General features: G+C 36.6%; 17 protein-coding genes. 3 read left to right on the plus strand and 14 right to left on the minus strand.

Annotated features, from left to right (window positions below):
• Positions 1-118 precede the first annotated feature (118 nt).
• The 6 genes from lpdA to C9J29_RS02575 form a co-directional block, all read right to left on the minus strand.
• Positions 119-1,456, minus strand: coding sequence for a dihydrolipoyl dehydrogenase (lpdA, locus tag C9J29_RS02550; RefSeq protein ID WP_107921558.1), 1,338 nt, complete (start codon positions 1,454-1,456; stop codon positions 119-121).
• A gap of 210 nt (positions 1,457-1,666) precedes the next feature.
• Entirely contained in the window at positions 1,667-3,748 is a 2,082-nt protein-coding gene (locus C9J29_RS02555; RefSeq protein WP_008174182.1) for a catalase, read from the minus strand.
• Between the two features lie 125 nt (positions 3,749-3,873).
• Entirely contained in the window at positions 3,874-4,449 is a 576-nt protein-coding gene (locus C9J29_RS02560; RefSeq protein WP_107921559.1) for an RloB family protein, read from the minus strand.
• Positions 4,446-5,726: an AAA family ATPase gene (locus C9J29_RS02565; RefSeq protein ID WP_107921560.1), complete on the minus strand. Its 1,281-nt coding sequence runs from the start codon at positions 5,724-5,726 to the stop codon at positions 4,446-4,448. The genes C9J29_RS02560 and C9J29_RS02565 overlap by 4 nt, the downstream gene beginning before the upstream one ends.
• Positions 5,727-5,827: 101 nt before the next feature.
• Entirely contained in the window at positions 5,828-6,754 is a 927-nt protein-coding gene (locus C9J29_RS02570) for an NAD-dependent epimerase/dehydratase family protein (RefSeq protein WP_008174188.1), read from the minus strand.
• Positions 6,755-6,942: 188 nt separating this feature from the next.
• Positions 6,943-7,470, minus strand: a complete 528-nt coding sequence (locus tag C9J29_RS02575) for a YceI family protein (RefSeq protein WP_008174190.1) — start codon at positions 7,468-7,470, stop codon at positions 6,943-6,945.
• A gap of 393 nt (positions 7,471-7,863) precedes the next feature.
• Between C9J29_RS02575 and C9J29_RS02580 the strand changes: the two genes are divergently transcribed.
• Entirely contained in the window at positions 7,864-8,301 is a 438-nt protein-coding gene (locus C9J29_RS02580) for a VOC family protein (RefSeq protein ID WP_096363646.1), read from the plus strand.
• Between the two features lie 140 nt (positions 8,302-8,441).
• On the opposite strand, the gene srtB is transcribed toward C9J29_RS02580, so the two are convergent.
• From srtB to C9J29_RS02620, 8 genes are all read right to left on the minus strand, one after another.
• A complete protein-coding gene (srtB, locus tag C9J29_RS02585; RefSeq protein WP_237068728.1) occupies positions 8,442-9,215 on the minus strand; it encodes a class B sortase in 774 nt (257 codons plus the stop codon).
• Between the two features lie 11 nt (positions 9,216-9,226).
• Entirely contained in the window at positions 9,227-9,997 is a 771-nt protein-coding gene (locus C9J29_RS02590) for an ABC transporter ATP-binding protein (RefSeq protein ID WP_008174198.1), read from the minus strand.
• Positions 9,998-10,002: 5 nt separating this feature from the next.
• Complete coding sequence (locus tag C9J29_RS02595) at positions 10,003-10,968, minus strand: FecCD family ABC transporter permease (RefSeq protein WP_107921561.1); 966 nt, start codon at positions 10,966-10,968, stop codon at positions 10,003-10,005.
• A gap of 94 nt (positions 10,969-11,062) precedes the next feature.
• Positions 11,063-11,968, minus strand: coding sequence for a heme ABC transporter substrate-binding protein IsdE (isdE, locus tag C9J29_RS02600; RefSeq protein WP_164908763.1), 906 nt, complete (start codon positions 11,966-11,968; stop codon positions 11,063-11,065).
• A gap of 18 nt (positions 11,969-11,986) precedes the next feature.
• Positions 11,987-13,261, minus strand: coding sequence for an NEAT domain-containing protein (locus C9J29_RS02605; protein WP_237068729.1), 1,275 nt, complete (start codon positions 13,259-13,261; stop codon positions 11,987-11,989).
• 83 nt (positions 13,262-13,344) lie between these two features.
• Entirely contained in the window at positions 13,345-14,769 is a 1,425-nt protein-coding gene (locus C9J29_RS02610; RefSeq protein WP_107921563.1) for an NEAT domain-containing protein, read from the minus strand.
• A gap of 1 nt (position 14,770) precedes the next feature.
• Positions 14,771-15,388 (minus strand): heme uptake protein IsdC, encoded by a 618-nt coding sequence (gene isdC / locus C9J29_RS02615; RefSeq protein ID WP_237068730.1) that lies wholly within the window; start codon positions 15,386-15,388, stop codon positions 14,771-14,773.
• Between the two features lie 229 nt (positions 15,389-15,617).
• Entirely contained in the window at positions 15,618-16,190 is a 573-nt protein-coding gene (locus C9J29_RS02620; protein WP_036147235.1) for a manganese efflux pump, read from the minus strand.
• A gap of 242 nt (positions 16,191-16,432) precedes the next feature.
• Here C9J29_RS02620 and C9J29_RS02625 point away from each other — a divergent pair, with 242 nt between their 5' ends.
• On the plus strand, positions 16,433-17,305 hold the full coding sequence (locus C9J29_RS02625) for a glycine betaine ABC transporter substrate-binding protein (protein ID WP_090003293.1): 873 nt from the start codon (positions 16,433-16,435) through the stop codon (positions 17,303-17,305).
• 631 nt (positions 17,306-17,936) lie between these two features.
• On the plus strand, positions 17,937-18,842 hold the full coding sequence (locus C9J29_RS02630; protein WP_008174212.1) for a PucR family transcriptional regulator: 906 nt from the start codon (positions 17,937-17,939) through the stop codon (positions 18,840-18,842).
• The last annotated feature ends 68 nt before the right edge of the window (positions 18,843-18,910 follow it).

Consider the following 18,910-nt stretch of genomic DNA (forward strand, 5'->3'; position numbering starts at 1 on the left):
TACAATCAAACGGAAACCGCCTTGTAAAATAGAAGCCTCTAGATGCCTAGTCAACTTCAAAACCAAGTATTCTTATAAAATTAATCTAACATATATTCCTTTAAAGTCAATAGCTTTTTTATTGGTGAATAGCTTTTCCAAAAACGGCTTTGGCTGCATCTCCAATATGCTCACATACAGTCGGATGTGGGAAAATCATTTGTGCTAATGAAAGAGCTGTACCACCTGCATTTTTTGCCGCCAATATCGCATTCAGCATTTCTGTTGCACCATCTCCTACAACACAAGCACCTAGAATTTGACCGCTACCCTCTTCTGTAATTAGCTTCACAAAGCCTTCTGTATTGCCTTCCATTAAACCTTTTGGATTTGTCTTTAAAGGCATTTTTGTCATCGTGTAAGACACTTTTACCTGTTCTTCTAGTAAACCAAATGTGGCAATCTCAGGATGTGTATAGACACAACGTGGGATAGATGCTTGGTCAATTGATGCTGGTTGATTACCCACAATATAATCTACAGCATAGATTCCTTCTGCACTTGCTGAATGTGCTAGCTGATAACCACCGACCAAATCACCAATTGCATACAGATGGGGCTGACTCGTCTGTAAATGGTCATTGACGGCAATTAAAAGTCCTTCAAATGCTAGCCCTAAATGCTGAGCGATCTCTGTATTAGGACGACGCCCTGTGGCAAATAGAAGATTTTCATATGTATATGTACCTTTAGTTGTATGAATAGTATGGCCTTCAAATTTTTCGAATTCGAAATCTGTTACAAGTTCAATACCAAGTTTCTTCATCTTTTCTCGAATAAGAGGTCTCGACTCTGGTTCTTCCGTTTGTAAAATATCCTCACTATGATTAAGCATTGTAACTTTCGTTCCTAGAGGTGCTAAACTAAAGGCCATTTCTACTGCAATGACACCACCACCAATAATCGTTAACTGTGCTGGTAGCTCTTTAAGATTGAAAAATGTATCTGTTGTATAGTAGGTAGCAGTCTCTAAACCTTGAAATGGTGGGACAAATGGATGACTGCCTGTTGCCAATATAATATCCGTGGCTGTCAAAGTTTCATTTCCAACTGTTATCAGCAAGTCTTTAGTTAATGTGGCTTCACCACGATATAAAGTTATATCGTTGTTGATGATATAGTGCTCAATATTTGTTAGAAGCTCTTGAATAATTGTATCTTTTCTTTGCATCAATCGAGGGAAATTTATTCGCACATTGTCCGTTTCTATTCCCCAATTATTTCCTTGATTGATTGCCTGTACTAGTTTACTATGCTCCAATAAAATTTTAGATGGAATGCAGCCGACATTATAGCAGGCTCCTCCTAATTTATCTCGTTCAATCAATGCAACCCTTTTGCCATTTTTCGCCGCATGAATGGCCGCTACATAACCTCCTGGCCCTGCGCCAATAATCGCTATATCAAAATTTTCCATATTTCTCACCTCATGTAACACCTTATCATTGGGAAAAATTGAATGCAATATTATCAGGAATGTCTTAGAGAGGGTTTTTTAAAGAAATGCCCATCTAGTAGAACAATTCGAAAAGCTTAAAAATGAAAATAACAAAAGCCACCGAGAGAAAGAACTTCTCGATAGCTTTTGTCCACAGTCTAAGCCTTATACGTTTATATTTTCCTATGCTTAATAAATATTGCGTTGCCAAAATCTTTGTTGTGCAATCGCGCCTACAAATTTTTTAGCAAAATCCTTATTACCAGTTGCTAAAACAATGCCTGGTCCCACATTCGCATTTGACATATTGAAAAACGTTGTACCTGTAACAGCAAACCCAATAGGTTTATAATGGCGATATGCCTCATTAATATAATTCACGATATGTGTATTAAATTTAGCTTGATTACTTGCCTTTACCCCCACCACATATAACGTGTCAAATAAAACGGCATCGGTTGTAATAAATGTGTCGGTTGCCGTTAATTGAACACCATTATTCCCTGTCACAACACCTAGCCGATCAGAAATAATGCTGTAGCGCACACCTTGCCTTGTTAAATATTTCAATACTTCCCCTACCTCATTGGCATCGAATCCATCACCAATTAAAACACCTACCTTAAGCGTATAAGGCAATTTAATGGTATTGGCTTGACTAAGTGCAGGTGAAGAGGCTGTTACCTTGGACTGTTCCCCACTAGGAGGGTTAACACCAACATTTTCAGCAACAGTTGTAGCCATTGCTTTATCCACACGAACAAACATATCCACAACTTGTTGTCGCACCGATTTACTTTTTACTTTTCCAACCTCAAAGCTAAAAGCGTCTATAATATGCTGTTTTTCAGGTGGGGACATACTGTTCCAAAAGAGCCTAGCTTGCGAAAAGTGATCGTCAAAGGATTTACTACGTGCTCTTGTGATTCGCCCTTCAACCTTTTCTTCATAATGAACGTATCCCCCTTCCCTTGCAGTAGATGTTGCAGGCGTATTATTGGCCAATGAATTTTTATGATAGCTTACTCTACCTAGATTAATTGCCTGTCGACTAAAACCATTCCGTTGATTATTATGCACAGGACAAAGAGGGCGATTAATAGGGATTTCCGCAAAGTTTGGTCCCCCGAGACGAATTAACTGTGTATCTAAATAGGAGAAGAGTCGACCTTGTAACAGTGGATCGTTAGTAAAATCAATGCCTGGTACAACATTCCCTGGGTGGAAGGCAACTTGCTCCGTTTCAGCAAATACATTATCCACATTACGATTTAAGGTCATTTTTCCAATTTTCTTTACGGGTATTAGTTCTTCTGGCCAAAGCTTAGTGGCATCTAAAATATCAAAATCAAATTTAAATTCGTCTTCCGGTTCAAGTATTTGCACCCCTAACTCAAACTCTGGATAATCTCCAATTTCGATGGCCTCCCACAAATCCCGTCGCTGAAAATCTGTGTCTTTCCCTGCAATTATCTGTGCTTCATCCCAAACTAGTGAATGCACACCTAGTACAGGCTTCCAATGAAACTTCACAAATCTCGATCGTCCTCTGTCATTAACAAAACGGAATGTATGCACCCCGAAACCTTCCATCATACGGAAGCTTCTAGGTATTGTTCGATCAGACATATGCCACATAATCATATGTGCTATCTCCTGATTGTTCGCAACGAAATCCCAAAACGTATCATGGGCAGAGGCTGCTTGCGGCATCTCATTATGCGGCTCTGGCTTTACAGCATGAATTAAATCTGGAAACTTAATAGCATCCTGAATAAAAAAGACTGGAATATTATTGCCTACTAAATCATAATTTCCTTCATCCGTGTAAAATTTTGTTGCAAACCCCCGTACATCACGAGCTGTGTCCATCGAGCCTAAACTACCTACCACTGTCGAGAATCTAACAAACACTGGTGTTTTCTTTTTCGGGTCTTGCAAAAATTTCGCTTTCGTATACTCTCTCATTGACTCATATAATTCGAATTCACCATGCGCTGCAAAACCTCTAGCATGTACGACTCTTTCTGGAATTCGTTCGTGGTCAAAATGTGTAATTTTTTCTCGAAGGTGAAAATCCTCCATAATTGTCGGACCGCGGACTCCTGCTTTTAAGGAATCCTCATCGTTAGACACTCTAAGACCCTGATTCGTAGTCATTTTTGTGCCTTCATTCTCAACACGAAACGGCTCTAGTTGCTGATCCTTGGCATTATCCTCTATATTTTTGCGTTGATTCGAATTTGGCTTATCCACGCAATCCCCTTTCATACTATTACTGATTTCGCTCAATAGACACTATATGTTTGTTTGGAATAAACATGCATTTATTTGACAATCTATCTCCGCTAAAGTAAAAAGTAGGTTCCCTATATAACATAAAGAACCTACCAATCTTAAAATATGTATCGTATCATTTCATGTATGTTACAGTAGGGGTTGTCACGGCTCTCCGTACTACGAAGAGCCATCATGTCCGTACAATTTTTAATCGCTACCTCATGTCGTAATGCAATAGGGGCAATAAGAGACTCGTCAGCCTTATGACGGAAATATCGACTCACGCCAAGATGTTGTTCCATTTTGTCATTTAAGACAGCTCGTGGATATTTTTCCGAGCTATCCACTTCTTCAAAATGCAAAAGTAACCACAATTCAAAAGCTTCATTTGAATAAGCAATATGAATCCCTTTTTCCTCACAAAATTGATTTACTTCCTCCAATTGCTTTTCAGTTAAATCATCCTTATCAAAAACAATCCAGACCTCGTCAAAATATTGATAACTTGAATCCCGATAAGCATGTTGAGCAAGCTTAATTGCAGAACGTTTAACGTTTTTTATTTTCACACTCACCATTTTAGAGCGCTTCAAAATACGTAGCTGCTCAAAATAAATACGTTCCGTTTCACCTTCACAATAAATTAAAATAGTATTCCGCAGTGTTCGGTTTCCTTGTTGACGTACTCTCACTGCTCAGATACCTCCGCTTCATCTAAATATTGTTCAGATAAATATTCATTAATAACGGGAGTTGCGCCAAATTCTCCTTTTAAATAACGTTTTGCATATGAAAGGTCGCCACGCTTTTTTTGCAGGTCTGCAAAATCAAATAAAGAATAAAGCTCAGATTCATTTTTAAAGGTTTTATTAACAAACCAAATTTGATCGGACCGCAATGGCTGATCCAATAATTCTATTTCATGACTCGTCACGACAAATTGATTACTCGTATTGCGTTTACTATTCATGATTGCCATTAGAAATTCACAAATTGACACATGAAAAGCTGTATCAAATTCATCAATAAAAATAGTTTTTCCTTTATTATAAGCATCTACCATCACACAAGCTAAATGCAACATGCGCACAGTACCTTTAGAATCCATCGTCCAATTGATCGTCTCTGTCCCGATGGGGGCACCTGCTTCATCGAATGATAAATAATGCAGATCGATATCAACTTCTTGAATGATCTCAGGGGTGTCAAATTCGTAGCCAATGGTATTTTTTTCTCTGCGTTCCACACGTCTTGCTGTGACATCTTGAATCGAAAAATCGGCAATTTTAAGAAGTTTGATGACCTCTTTTTTAAAAGGCTCTTCTTCAAGTTTACGAATAAGGGGATGACTTGATAACCGATTCGCTTCATCGAGAAACAGGATTTTATGTAAAAACCAATCGAATACCTTTAACGCATCTGAATCATTAAAAACATGGAGCACTGATAAAAAGGCTGTATTATTACGTGTATATTTTGTTAATTTCTGTGCCGTCGAATGAGCTGTGTCATACGAATAGTCCACACCATCCCAACGTCGGACAAAAAGTTCTTCCTTCAAATTATTTGTTGTCTTGTGAAGGCGCTCATATAAAACTAAGGAAGCATTATACTGAATTTCATAATCATACAAAGCTCCGTCCAAAAATAGGGAAATCATAAATTCTGTTGGTTTGCCCTGCTGACTTCCTAGCTTAAATGGTTGATAAGGTAGACGTAATTGTTTAATATTGTTTAAATTTTCAAAGTTAAAAAGTAAGGACCGCAAAACCTTAATTGCGGTAAATAGATTAGATTTACCACTTCCATTTGGCCCAAAAATAAATGCACTTTTCACTACACGCAGTGAATCATCCAATTGCATGGTATGGGTATCCTTCCATTTTCGCAGACGACTTCCCGCTACCATTGAAAATAATGTATCCTCTTTATAGCTTAGACAATTGTTTACTCTAAAATCTACAAGCATATGTAAGCCTCCGTCCACATCCATTTCTTTAATGAATTATTATACTATAGACATAGAAAAAGACATATTACACAGTGTAATATGCCAAATCCTCTATATCGTTAAATTTCCGCTAATTTATCAACTTGTAAAGCATTCAGCGTACGTTCAATTCCCTCTGCAAAAGAAATTTTGGGTCTCCAACCAATTGCATTAGCTAATTTGTCATTATTTAAAAATGAATGTTCAATATCTCCTTCTCGCGCGGGGGCATATTGAATTTCAAGTGGATGATTTAAATGCTGAAGTAGCAAAATAACTTGATGAAGTGACCAGGCTTCATTTGTGGACACATTATAGATACCCTGCAATCGTGCATGGACACCGGCATAGATGGCGTCTGCAATATCATCGACGTAAATAAAGTCACGTGTCTGTTCACCATCACCATAAATCGTAAAGGGTTTTCCCTCCATACTACTTTTTAACATGCTTGGGATGACAGCAGCTTCACCTTGCATTTGTTGTCTTGGACCGAAAACATTGGCGAATCTGTAAATAAGAATAGGTAACCGATAATCCTTTTGCCATTTCTCACAATAGGTTTCTCCAATGCTCTTGTTTAATCCATACATAGATATCGGTTCACAGACATCTGTTTCTTCTAGTGGCGGATAGTGACTATTTCCATACACAGCAGCTGAGGAGGCAAAAACAAAATGCTTTACCTTATATTTAGATGATAAAAAGAGCATTTGACTTAGCCCAACAATATTCGTCAAAATATCCTTTACTGGCTCCTGTAAGGATTGTTGAACACTTGTTTGCGCTGCACAGTGAATCACCACATCGAAATGTGTTTCTTTAAAAAGGTGCTCACAAACCTCATCTTCCACATTTAAAAGATAAGATTTATGCTCAAAGTCAACATTTCGTAAGTGACCCGTACTTAAATTATCAATAATATAAACCGATGCTCCTTCTTCAAAAAAACGCCTACCTACTGCACTGCCAATAAAACCATAGCCACCTGTCACTAATACATTCATCCTATCGCCCCCAAAAACAATATGATGATTTATATGCAGTATTTGCTAAAAATATGCAAGAAACTTATTTGGTGGGATTTTTTTACAGAATATCATTACTAGAATATATGATAAGCACATGCCTATTTTGGGACATATAAAAAGCATGCTCGAATATTACTTCAAGCATGCAAGGAAAAATCTCTTTATTACGCTGGGTTAATTTCTAACTCAACTGATACTTTAATATCTTTACCTACAAGAACTCCACCAGTTTCTAAGGCAGCATTCCAAGTTAAACCAAAGTCTTCACGATTGATCGTTGTTTCAGCTTCAAAACCATATACTTCTTGCCCCCATGGATTTGTGCCTTTGCCGTTAAACTCCGTATCAAATGTTACTGATTTTGTTACACCTTTAATTGTTAAGTCACCTGTTACTGAATATTCATCGCTAGATTTTTTTGTAATATTTGTTGATTTAAACGTAATGGTTGGATATTGTTCAGCATCAAAGAAATCTTCTGCTTTTAAATGGTTATCACGATCTTCACTACGTGTATTAATGCTTGCTGGATCAATTGTAAAGCTGATGTTAGCAGTAGTTAAGTCTGCAAGATCTGCCGCCTCAATGTCCGCTGTGTATTTGTCAAATACACCTTTCACTTTTGATACCATCATGTGTTTTACTTGAAAGTTAATTGCTGAGTGCCCTAAATCAATATTCCATTTTGCCATTTTAAAATTCCTCCAATAAGTTGATTTTATCTCGATTTCGAGATATATTTTAAAATATGAAGCAACTACAGTAATTATGTTACCCAACATTATTTAGGATAAACATTTGTAGTTACTTATCTTTTTTTACTACTTTAGTTATAAAAAGTAATTGATTACTTTATGTAACCTACTATATATTAATAATCTAATTACGTCAAGTAATTAAATTGTTTTTTTATTTAATGTTCATGTTGAAAACTGAGATATCCTATTCCTCTGAACATGTATACGTTTTTCCATAGCCGAAGTAGCAAAAAAAGCATGACGGTAAAGAGACTTTTACAGATACTTAAAATAGTAGGTTGTTGTATAATTCTGCGAAGAACACTTGATTTCAAGGAGGTATAACATATGAAAATCAATCGAATGGATCATGTGAGTATAAACGTAAATGATCTTTCAGAGGCTAAAGCATTTTTTCTTGAGTTAGGACTTGAAGTAAAAGCAGAATGGGAATTGGAAGGAGAACAATTAAGCCGAATAGTTGGGCTTAATCATGCTAAAACGGCATGTGTAGGTTTGGGGATGCCTGATGGTCAGACATGGATAGAGCTAGTGAAATTTTATTCGCCATCAGATGACAAAGATATTCAGCAACCTCTTGCCAATACGCTAGGAATCCGACATATTTGCTTTAATGTTGAAGATATTGAAGGTATTATTGCTAAATTGAAAAAAAGGGGTACAGAAATTTTTAGTGAGATACAGCAATATGAAGATAGTTATAAATTATGTTACGTTCGTGGTCCTGAAGGAATTATTTTAGAGCTGGGAGAGAAAATCAAATAAAAAGAAACTGAAATAATGGAAACGTAGACACCTGCTTATTGAGAGTAGTCATTATGGCTTAAAAAATAAATGGAGAACCTTGACAATAATGGTTCTCCTCCATAAAAGGGTGTCGAACTTTTCGTACTTCCCTACTATTCTTATTCTCCACGTTTTACTAATTTACCCTGCACAACAAAGCGATGATCGTCACTCATCACTGAATCCTTACAAGTAGACAATGTCAGGATTTTATCACTGGGACTTATAGCGACATTCATTTGTATGGATGAGCGCTTCTGAATGTCCTCTAGAAATTGCTGATAAGCTCCGTCACTTGTAAAGTCCGTTTCAATATAATAGAAATCAATAGTTGTCTCATATGCAGCAAATACCTCGATATCATACCCTTCATATAGGGTATCTAAATAAATAATTGGATGGTCATCCGCGTAGTCTTGCTTTAAATAATTTTTTAGACTACCAAACATCGTATTGTTTTTCATAGCATGACCATATAAAATTGTATTTTGATTCATAGAAAGAATATTATTGCGATAATCCATAAAGACACTTCCTGCACGACTTTCCTCGTCTTTAAAATTATGATTTAAATAAAACTCATTATTGTCAGCTTGTAGTACTGGATTATTTAACTTTGTTCCATCCACTGAAATCCATCCCACAATTTGACGGTTCATTGCTAATAAATCTTGGAATTGAGGTCTTATCGTTGAAGGAGCTTGAGTTTCTTCCTCTTGACTTACTGGCTGATCCTCAATAGTGCTTAATGTAGCTTGATATATATCCTGCACTTCCTTCAGTGATTTTGATGTCTCATAGTACGTATATAGATACTTTGCCAGAGAAAATGCAGAAAATAAAAATATCACTAAATATAGAAATGTGACTAACTTTGACGCCTTCTTTTTCATCCTATCACCAATCATATCCCTATTGGCATCATATAATAGCCAAGTTGTTTATCTTCATTAAATACCGCGTCAACTCCATAAACCTCTTTAATAACATCTTTTGTGATCACATCACGTGGAGCACCTTCTGCGAATAGTTGACCATCCTTCATTAAAATAATATGGTCACTATAGCGAATAGCTTGATTAATATCATGAAGCACCATGATAATCGTTAAGCCGTGCTGCTCGTTTAATGTTTTGACTAGCTCTAATAATTCTAATTGATAATAAATATCCAAATACGTTGTCGGCTCGTCCAAGCATAGTATTTCAGATTGTTGTGCCAAAGCCATAGCAATCCAGACACGTTGGCGCTCGCCACCTGATAACGCCTCTAAATTTGTTGTACTCTTTTGTTGTAAATTTGTACAAGCCAATGCCCATTCAATGGCTTTTGCATCTCCTTCATTGTCTTTTTTCAGCAATGTTTGATGGGGAAGACGACCAAAGCCGACTAATTTTTCAATTGTTAAATCTTTCGGTATATCGTTTTGCTGATACACTATCGCTAGTTTTTTAGCGAATTCCTTAGGCTTATAGTTTAGTAAGTCTTTATTTTCTAACAGGACATTCCCTGATTTAGGTAAATGAAGACGAGAGATAACACTTAATAAAGTTGATTTCCCACAGCCATTCGGGCCAATAATTGTTGTAATTTTGCCCTTTGTAATGGATGTTGAAACGCCATTTAGATGGTTACGTGTATTATCATGCGATACAATGATGTCTTGTATATCCATGTTTGTCACTCTTTTCGTAATAAGAATATGAGGAAGGGTCCACCGATAATTGCCATAATTGTGGACGCTGGAATTTCAAGTGGTGCAACAATTGTACGTCCAATTGTATCTGCTACTAAAATTAATAAAGCTCCTGCCAGTGCTGTAAACGGAATAAGCACAGCATGATCATGTCCAACCAATCTGCGAGCAATATGAGGTACTAATAGTCCCACAAATGAAATAACACCTGCAACAACAACTGAAACAGCTGCTAGTAAAACAGCCACGGCTGCAATTAATAACCGTGCTCGCGCAACTTGAAATCCTAAACTTTTAACAGTTTTGTCTTGTAATACGAGTAAATTACACCAACTATATAAAGCTAGAGCCCCTATTAATCCGATTGAACCATATGTCACAATTGTGGAAACATCTTTCCATGTTCGCATTGTTAGATTAGAACCAATCACACTAGATGCGGACATATTTAAGGAGCCACCTAAGCTAATCATAGCCTCGGTTAAGCCTGTAAACATGGCGTTAATCGCTATCCCTACTAAAATCAATTTGAGAGGGCTTAAGCCAGATTTCCAAGATAGTGCAAAGACAAGCATACAGGCTAAGGCTCCGCCCATAAATGCTAAAACGGGTGTCATAAAAAATAATGTGGGGAAAAAGGCAACAATAAACAATTGAACAAATGCGGCACCCGAAGATATTCCGATGATCCCTGCATCTGCCAATGGATTACGCATCACCGATTGTAAAAGCACCCCAGAAACTGAAAGTGCGGCACCTGCAAATAATGCCACGATGATACGTGGGAAGCGTAAATCACGGATCGCCTCCATTTGACTATTCCCCTCATCAAATAATGCCCCTATAAACTCAAAAAAGCCCATTTTAATGCTACCTGTTGTGGCTGAATAAATAACTGTCACAAGTAATAGAAAAATTACAAGTAAAAAACTGACGATTCTTTTTGTCATATCGGACTTCCTTTTTCTTTTTTTATTCCGTATAGGATAAGAAAAACGCTCTATGACGAGTAAAATACTGATCATACGAGCGACATTCAAGTTACTATTTACGATAGAAAATTTCCATCAGCTGCCCTAAAGCCTGTGGTACCTGCAAGGAGGATGTCGTCCCGAATAATTCTTCCTCTAAATCATAGACTTTATCGTTTTTCACTGCTTCGAAATGTTTCCAAATATCATTTGTTTTAAATTCTTCATCGAACATTTTCACAACTTCATCAGGCATGCCATGTGATAAGCGCAAAATAATATCCGGATTACTATTATGGAGATATTCCGTATTAGAAGATAGATATTCTGCATCCTGTCCTTCCATTACATTGATACCTCCTGCTCGTTTCACAAGATCCCCAGCATACGAATTTTCTGTTGCTACTAAATAACTCCCTGGTATACCTAGTAAAATTAATACCCGAGGACCTTCTTTATTCGCAGCTACACTTTGGACTGCCTCGATGTTCTTCTGTAGATCTTTTACTAATGCACCGGCTTGGGCTTCACGATCATAGCGTTCTCCTAGAGATGTTATTTCCTTCAGCATGGCATCAACGCTTTGGAAATTAAGAAAATCAACAGGAATATTAAGTTGTTTAAATTTATCCTGTAAATCGTATTCTAAAGTTGAAACGGATAATACTTCTGTCGGATTTAATGACTTAACAATTTCCATATCCGGCTCCATCGCATTACCGATTGTTGGCAGACCGTCAAAACGCTTTGCTAATTGCTTTTCTGTTTCTGGTACAGCAATTGCATCAAGCTCCAGCTTATCAAGGATATCTGCTATAACTACCGTCCCCGCAATGATACGTTGCTCACTATCTTCTGTTACCTGTTCTTTGTCAGTAACTGGCTCATTCTTTTCTGTTTGATCACTGCTACTACATGCAGCGAGAATTAGTGATAGTAATGTCAACAACAGTAACTTCAGTTTCCAATCTCTTTTCATTGTGTCATCCCCCACTTATTACTGCTCAGTCGTTTCATTTTTGGTTTTTCTAATACGCTTAATAAGTAGCCAGCCTGATACGAGACATATAACGATCAGCCCAATAATTTTTACGATGTTTAACGGTTCAATTGGCTGTTCTGCAGTCGTTTTTTTCACTACTTTATTGTCCGTAGTTTCCTCCATCGTTTGGCTATCCTCTAATGTTTCGTCTAAAGTTTCATCAGTTGGTTCATCAAGTGTACGATCAAATGTTAATTTTTCTTCCCATGGTATAAGCAATGGTGATTGAATAGCTGGTAATGTCTGTGTAGCTTTGCTAGATACACTCTCTTTACTTATTTGTGCTTGTGGCTTTTGTACCTGCTCCTTAACCGTTTCCACTGACTTGTCAGGTACAACTTGCGTAGTAGGTTTTTCGTTGATAGGTTTTTGTAAAAGCAATGCGACCTGTTTTTGATTGAATGCTAGCTGAACATAGTATTGATGATGATATGAAATGTCAGGAATATCGATTTTCACCCACATTCGTAACGGCTGTGTTAAGTCCTCAACCTCAAATTCCACAATGCGTACATTGTCTAAAAGTGAAACTTGCTTCGGTTCAATCTGATTTCCCTTATAATCTACTTGTAGACCTGTCACCCAAGCTGATTGTAAAATGGTCATTTGCGCATAGTATCTACCATCCTTTTCAATCACCTTTGCGGTTGGATTCACATAGTTATTCATAATAGAAGGTTCATTTTTACCATCCGTTAATAATACATAATCCACTGCCCATTCTTGACCCTTTGTTTCTTCTACAACTACGTTTTCAGCATCATCCGTCTTGTTTTCTTCCTGAGGAACGGTCGGTATAAGTCCCTCCATCTCAATGCGTAGCTCTTGAGTGAATGCAAAATAAGATTCCTCAGCTGCAAGCTCTATATTGCCCTTTATAACAATCGCGTCCTGTAATGCCGAAACATCAAACTGAACTAAATTTTCTATATCTTGAGTCCAAGAAATTTCATTACCAAGCTGTTCGATATGTATATCACGTACAGAATATGGCTGTTCAAGTGCCAAAGCTAATTGATACTGTCCATCCTTTACGGTGAGAGTTGCTTTATGTTTAAAAAGATTTTCTTCAAAGCCCTCAATAGGAGAAAAACTTAGTTCAACTTGATAACTACCATCTATTATGCCAAGGTTTTCAGCTTTTGCTTGCATAAAAATGGATGGAGGAAAAACAAGCAATAAAACTGCCAAAACAGCCAAAATACAAATGTGCTTTTTTATGATTGTCATTGCATAGTCTCCTCCCATTTTAAACACATAGGAACTTCCTCCCCCATAAAATATGAGAAAGGAAGTTGCTGTAAAAATTCTTATTATTTATTCATGTATTGCAAAGAGCCATTTAAAATTTTCGCCATATGTGAACGTTTTAATGGACTATTTGCATCAATAACTGTCTTACCATCAGCAGTTGGAGAGCCAGTCATTACTTTACCTGCATATAGAAGGGCAAAGGCTTTTTTTGCTTCTTCATCTTTCACTTTTGCTCCATCAGCATAGTAAGAAAGACTTGTATCACCAAAGCTCATTTCTTTTCCTGCTACATGTGTTACAGTGCGATAAATCATTACAGCTGCTTGTTGACGAGTAAGTGTATCATTTGGATTGAAGTTTGTAGCTTTTTTAACAATCCCAGCTTCAGCTAATGCATTAATAGCTTGAACAGCTTCCGCACTAAGCTTGCCTGTATCTTTAAATCCAGCATCTTTTGTAGAAGTTACGTTCAATGAACGTGCTACCATTAAAGCAAATTGAGAACGTGTAATGTTGTCATTTGGTCTAAAATTATCTTGTGCCTTCACAATACCTAAGCTGTAAAGTGATAGGATGGCATCTTTATTCGCATCTTTACTAATGTCCTTAAATGGATTAATAACTGGCTTCACTGCACCTTCCACAGCAAAGCTAAATTGTACTGTATGATTCGAATCATACTTCACACCTTGTGCTGGTTCATTTACAACGATGTGTAATTGAGCATTTACAAGTTTCTTCAAATCTGCAACTTCAAATGAATATGTGCGTGAATTTGTTGTATCATCTTGTTTCACTAAAGTTGCTTCCTTACCCTCTACAGTGAAACCTTTTACATATTGACCTTGAGGGAATGTCATTGTTACAACATTTTTACCGTCTTTTACAGTCATCCCCACTTTTGGTGCGATATACTGTTTCATCATCGACTCTTCTGTTGTACCATCTTTGTAAACAGTGACAGCTACTTCATTCACTTTCACTTCTTCTTTTACTTCTTTCACTGCTTTTAAATCAAAGTCATACCATTTATCCATATTTGCGGACGGAACGACTACATGAATTTTTGCTGATTTAACTTCATCAACAACAACAGGGAAACTGTATGTAATTGTACCGTCGTTATTTTTTACTTCTTTAGCATCTACAAATGTATCGCCTTGTTTTGTTTGCAGACCTGCAATCATTGGTGCAGATTTAGCTGTAATTGTTAATTGAGCTTCAAACTTACCGTCTTTTTCAACGATTGTTCCTTGTGGTACTAAATGAGAACTAATTGCAGGCTGTGCTTCTGTCGTACCTGTTTTAAAAATTTGGAAATTAATAACTGAATCTGTTTTAGCAGCTTTCGTTGTTTCTGCTTTCACTTCTGTATTTGTTGTTACTAATTCTGCCGCAGATGCAAAGGAAGGAACTGTAAGAGATGCTGCTAACAATGAAGCTAGTACTATTTTAGTTGCGCGTGATTGACGTTTTTTAGCCATTTTATTGACCCTCCGTTTTTGTTTGTAGTTTTTTTCTATAAAGTAAAAATGCTGACCCCACTAATGCAACGATTAATAGATAAGGTGTTGCATCATCTGTTTGTGGATTGGGCACTTGACTTTCAGTTGTAGTTGCTGAAGAAGTTGGTTGTGATTTACTGGATTCTGTTTTTTGAGTAGAAGCAGATGCTGAGCTTGCGATTGATGTGGCATCAAATACAAGTGATACACTGTATTCATGATGATAATTGATATCATCAATATCAATTTTCATCGCTGTTACTACAGGTTTTGTTAGGTCTTTAACGGTGAATTGTACAGTTCGTGTATCTGCTGCTTGATCTTCACTTACTACAGTTGCTCCACCTGGTGGTTGAAATTTCGTAATCCATGCACTGTTTTTTAATGTAATTTGTACTACTGCAGTGCCATTTTTCACCGTAACTTTCGCAGGTTTTACAAAATAATCATTAGCAATTGATGCGGAATTACTTTCAGGTTTATTGACCTGATATTTTATCGAATGAGTGCCATCAGCTAGTTGAGCAGATGCTTGTGTTAACCCGAAGTTAACGACAAAAATACTAACAAGCATGATCAACATGAGCATTTTCTTCATGTGTTGCACGCCTCCCTTAGTCATAATAAAACATCCTAATTGATAGATTCACTTCCACGAAAGCACTTTCATGTAAACGAAAATAATTCTCAATTACGATTCTACTCCCAAGAATAATCGTTACTGCCAGTCAATGTCAACCGTTAATCCAAATTCGTCCTCAATATGTCAAATTTTCCTCCTAATAAAAAGAATATCACCAAAATTTGGTGATATTCTCGCTCTTAATTTATTTCGCAAAAATCTCTAAAATACCGATCAACAATAAAAGCCATCCTGAAATGGCTGTTGAATGCCTCCCAATAAACGTTTTAGAGAGCAATGCGCCACATTGACTGCCTACCCCCACCGTAACAAAAGAAAAGACACCAATGGAAATTACTGTCCATATTGCAGAAATGCCATTAGCACCGATGGCAATACCTCCTGCTAAGCAATTAGCTGACAATACAAATCCGAGTGCCATTGCCTCTCGAGTTGAGATGACTAAATTTTTATCTTCATCAAATAGCTCAGGGTTACCTGCTATGCGTTGATTAGAAAAGTTATTGGACATCAAGGTCCATATACCAATAACACATAATAGTAAACTTCCTAATAAATTGGCAGTATGCGGTGAAATATATTCAACAACAGTGCTGCCAGCTGTTACTGCGACATATGTGACAATCATTGACATGCCAGCGATCACTGCATTCGATAAAATAGGAATTTTAACTTGCTTGACACCATAGGCTAGGCCAATCCCCAAATTATCTAGATTTGCAGCAATTCCTATTAGAATAATAGTAATCCAGTGCACACTAAGCCTCCTCAAAACCCAGTCTCCATTTTCACCTATCATATGTAATCGTGTTAAAAATCTATGGGCATTTTAGAACCCTATTCAGAACCTTTTCCGTAATGAAGCCCCCATTTTATTGCATGCGTTGCATGAATCATCAATTTGACAAAAGTAACAACTTCTATATAAAATTAAGTTGTTACTTGTTAATATTTATTAATTTTCACTAGGATGTAAGTAATTATTGAAAGGGGAATTTGATGAGATATTTAAAAATATGGAAGATAGGATTTGCTTTATCATGCCTACTACTATTAGCTGCATGTGGTTCTGCTGATGCGGGTACAAAAGATAAAAAAGAAATTAACTTGGCGTATGTGGAATGGGATACAGAGGTTGCTTCTACCCATGTTATAGGACAAGTTTTAGAGAATTTGGGATATGATGTGACGCTCACACCATTAGACAATGGCATTATGTGGGAGGCACTTGCGAACGGTGAGGTTGACGGTATGGTATCTGCCTGGTTACCCCAAACACACGCTCCGCAAGTAGAGAAATACAAAGATAAAATTGAGAATTTAGGCGAAAACCTTACTGGTGCTAAAATTGGCTTAGTCGTTCCAAGTTATATGGACGTTAATTCCATTGAAGACTTAACAAATCAAGCCAATAAAACAATTACAGGTATTGAACCAGGAGCTAATATGATGGCCACAACAGAAAATGCCTATAAGGAATATCATAATCTAGAGGGCTGGAATGTACTAACCTCTTCTGCCGGTGCCATGACCGCAGCCCTTAGTCAAGCCATTTCAAATAATGAAGAGATCATCATTACAGGTTGGTCTCCCCACTGGATCTTTAATGCCTACGATTTAAAATATTTAGAAGACCCAAAAGGTTTATATGGTACGGAAGAATATATTGGTACATTTGCCCGTAAAGGATTAAAGGAAGATGCTTCCGAGGCATATGATGTCCTAAATCGTTTCCATTGGACTGCCGAAGATATTGAAAGTGTGATGTTTGATATTATGGAAGGTATGAGTGCCACGGACGCTGCAAAAAAATGGATTAACAATAACCAAGATAAAGTAGCTGATTGGACAAAAGATGTAAAGACACCATAAATGAAAAATATCCATTTACTAGCGATTAGTAAATGGATATTTTTCATTAACCTTCTAACTGGAAGCCTCCTTTTAGAAGTGATCATCTTGAGGCTAGTTTTTAATTTTGCACCATGCATTTTCGCTCAAGTTACTCCGTCACTGTATAACTCAACAAACTGGTCCTAAATCCAATAACTAATAGCCCTCAACAATAAATAGTAAATAGCGAACTTAGGTAAATTGATTGGAACGAAGGCGGCATCTACTCCTATAGTAAAACACAACTAAAAATTATTAGAGTTTGTCTACAACATTGAAATGTTAGACAATTTTTACATCGTTCAAACATTATTGGGATTCATGAAGAAACAATCAACTCAATAATGTTAACTATTTTTCCTCGTTTTTCACCATGTGACACGAATGAATATAAACTTTCTTTTCACTCATATGGGCCTCCACGAATTATTATCTTCATATCAGTGAATTTACTTATATTTCTTAACTTTTTTAACCTCAACATTTATTATTACTAGTAATGATAGAAAATTTTAAAGCATATTTTTGATCATCATCTTTTATGTAGCTTTTTCCCGCACAACCTTTCAGTTACATCTTTTACTATATATCGAAAGAAAAGGAGTCTTTCATGAACTTAAATCTCAAAGCATTGTTTCCTTCCTATCGTTATTTTCGTTCAAAGCCAACTCAACTATCCTATGATTCTCATATTTTTTATCATCACGAAACAAAGGAATGGTTTTCTATTTCCAAGCATGAGGTTTCACAGCGGGACTACGAATGGTTGACGGTTTTTTATACTGAAGTTACCTCTTCGCCAGTTCAGGCATCAGATTTATGGTATGAATTTATTTATTCGAATGGTGACATGCCGCCCAAATTAAAATTTAACAAAGCACGGGTTATTCAAATAACTTTTATTAATGAAAACCCTCCCTTAGAAGCTTTAAAAGAAGCTCTTTATAATTTTTTTCAGGAGGATACGGTATTCCTTCAAGTTGCTAAAAATCAATTTTTACTTATTGAACCTGAAAAACATTCAATACGTGAGAAGGAAGATTTCATTGCCCTTATCCGTACGATAGAAGCCGATTTTTATGTTCGCATCCATTTATATTTGGGAGAATTTTATACAATCAATCAAGATTTTTCGGTTAAATTCCAAAGGGAAGCACAATGGTTCAAGGAATGCTTACATTTAAGATTTGCTGAACCTTATTATTCATTTCAAACGATATTCCCTATTTTACTAACAGAACAATTGCCCACTTCTATTCTTACATTTATCGAGGAGCAAATTATTATACCTTTAAAATCTGACAAGGAATTATTGGAAACGGTTAAAACCTTTTGTGAATGTGGTTTCAATATTTCTTTGACATCAAAAAAATTACATATGCATCGTAATACGCTTACCTATCGATTATCCAAGTTCCAAGAAATCACCAATATTCATATCAAAAATTTAGATGGTGTTATTCTTGTTTACTTTGCTAGTTATCTTTGGTCATTTTTACAACATGCACAAAAATAATTAACTGAAAATTATGCACATTAAACATAGGTTTTCTTCATTACTTTATTTACACTGAATAAAAGAAC

It is taken from the genome of Lysinibacillus fusiformis (genome assembly GCF_003049525.1).
Classification (GTDB): domain Bacteria; phylum Bacillota; class Bacilli; order Bacillales_A; family Planococcaceae; genus Lysinibacillus; species Lysinibacillus fusiformis.

Excerpts from the sequence above, each read along its gene's own strand:
- lpdA (WP_107921558.1), bottom strand. The coding sequence starts at position 1,456 with ATGGAAAATTTTGATATAGCGATTATTGGCGCAGGGCCAGGAGGTTAT.
- C9J29_RS02555 (WP_008174182.1), bottom strand. The coding sequence starts at position 3,748 with ATGAAAGGGGATTGCGTGGATAAGCCAAATTCGAATCAACGCAAAAAT.
- C9J29_RS02565 (WP_107921560.1), bottom strand. The coding sequence starts at position 5,726 with ATGCTTGTAGATTTTAGAGTAAACAATTGTCTAAGCTATAAAGAGGAT.
- C9J29_RS02570 (WP_008174188.1), bottom strand. The coding sequence starts at position 6,754 with ATGAATGTATTAGTGACAGGTGGCTATGGTTTTATTGGCAGTGCAGTA.
- C9J29_RS02575 (WP_008174190.1), bottom strand. The coding sequence starts at position 7,470 with ATGGCAAAATGGAATATTGATTTAGGGCACTCAGCAATTAACTTTCAA.
- C9J29_RS02580 (WP_096363646.1), top strand. The coding sequence starts at position 7,864 with ATGAAAATCAATCGAATGGATCATGTGAGTATAAACGTAAATGATCTT.
- srtB (WP_237068728.1), bottom strand. The coding sequence starts at position 9,215 with ATGAAAAAGAAGGCGTCAAAGTTAGTCACATTTCTATATTTAGTGATA.
- C9J29_RS02590 (WP_008174198.1), bottom strand. The coding sequence starts at position 9,997 with ATGGATATACAAGACATCATTGTATCGCATGATAATACACGTAACCAT.
- C9J29_RS02595 (WP_107921561.1), bottom strand. The coding sequence starts at position 10,968 with ATGACAAAAAGAATCGTCAGTTTTTTACTTGTAATTTTTCTATTACTT.
- isdE (WP_164908763.1), bottom strand. The coding sequence starts at position 11,968 with ATGAAAAGAGATTGGAAACTGAAGTTACTGTTGTTGACATTACTATCA.
- C9J29_RS02605 (WP_237068729.1), bottom strand. The coding sequence starts at position 13,261 with ATGACAATCATAAAAAAGCACATTTGTATTTTGGCTGTTTTGGCAGTT.
- C9J29_RS02610 (WP_107921563.1), bottom strand. The coding sequence starts at position 14,769 with ATGGCTAAAAAACGTCAATCACGCGCAACTAAAATAGTACTAGCTTCA.
- isdC (WP_237068730.1), bottom strand. The coding sequence starts at position 15,388 with ATGAAGAAAATGCTCATGTTGATCATGCTTGTTAGTATTTTTGTCGTT.
- C9J29_RS02625 (WP_090003293.1), top strand. The coding sequence starts at position 16,433 with ATGAGATATTTAAAAATATGGAAGATAGGATTTGCTTTATCATGCCTA.
- C9J29_RS02630 (WP_008174212.1), top strand. The coding sequence starts at position 17,937 with ATGAACTTAAATCTCAAAGCATTGTTTCCTTCCTATCGTTATTTTCGT.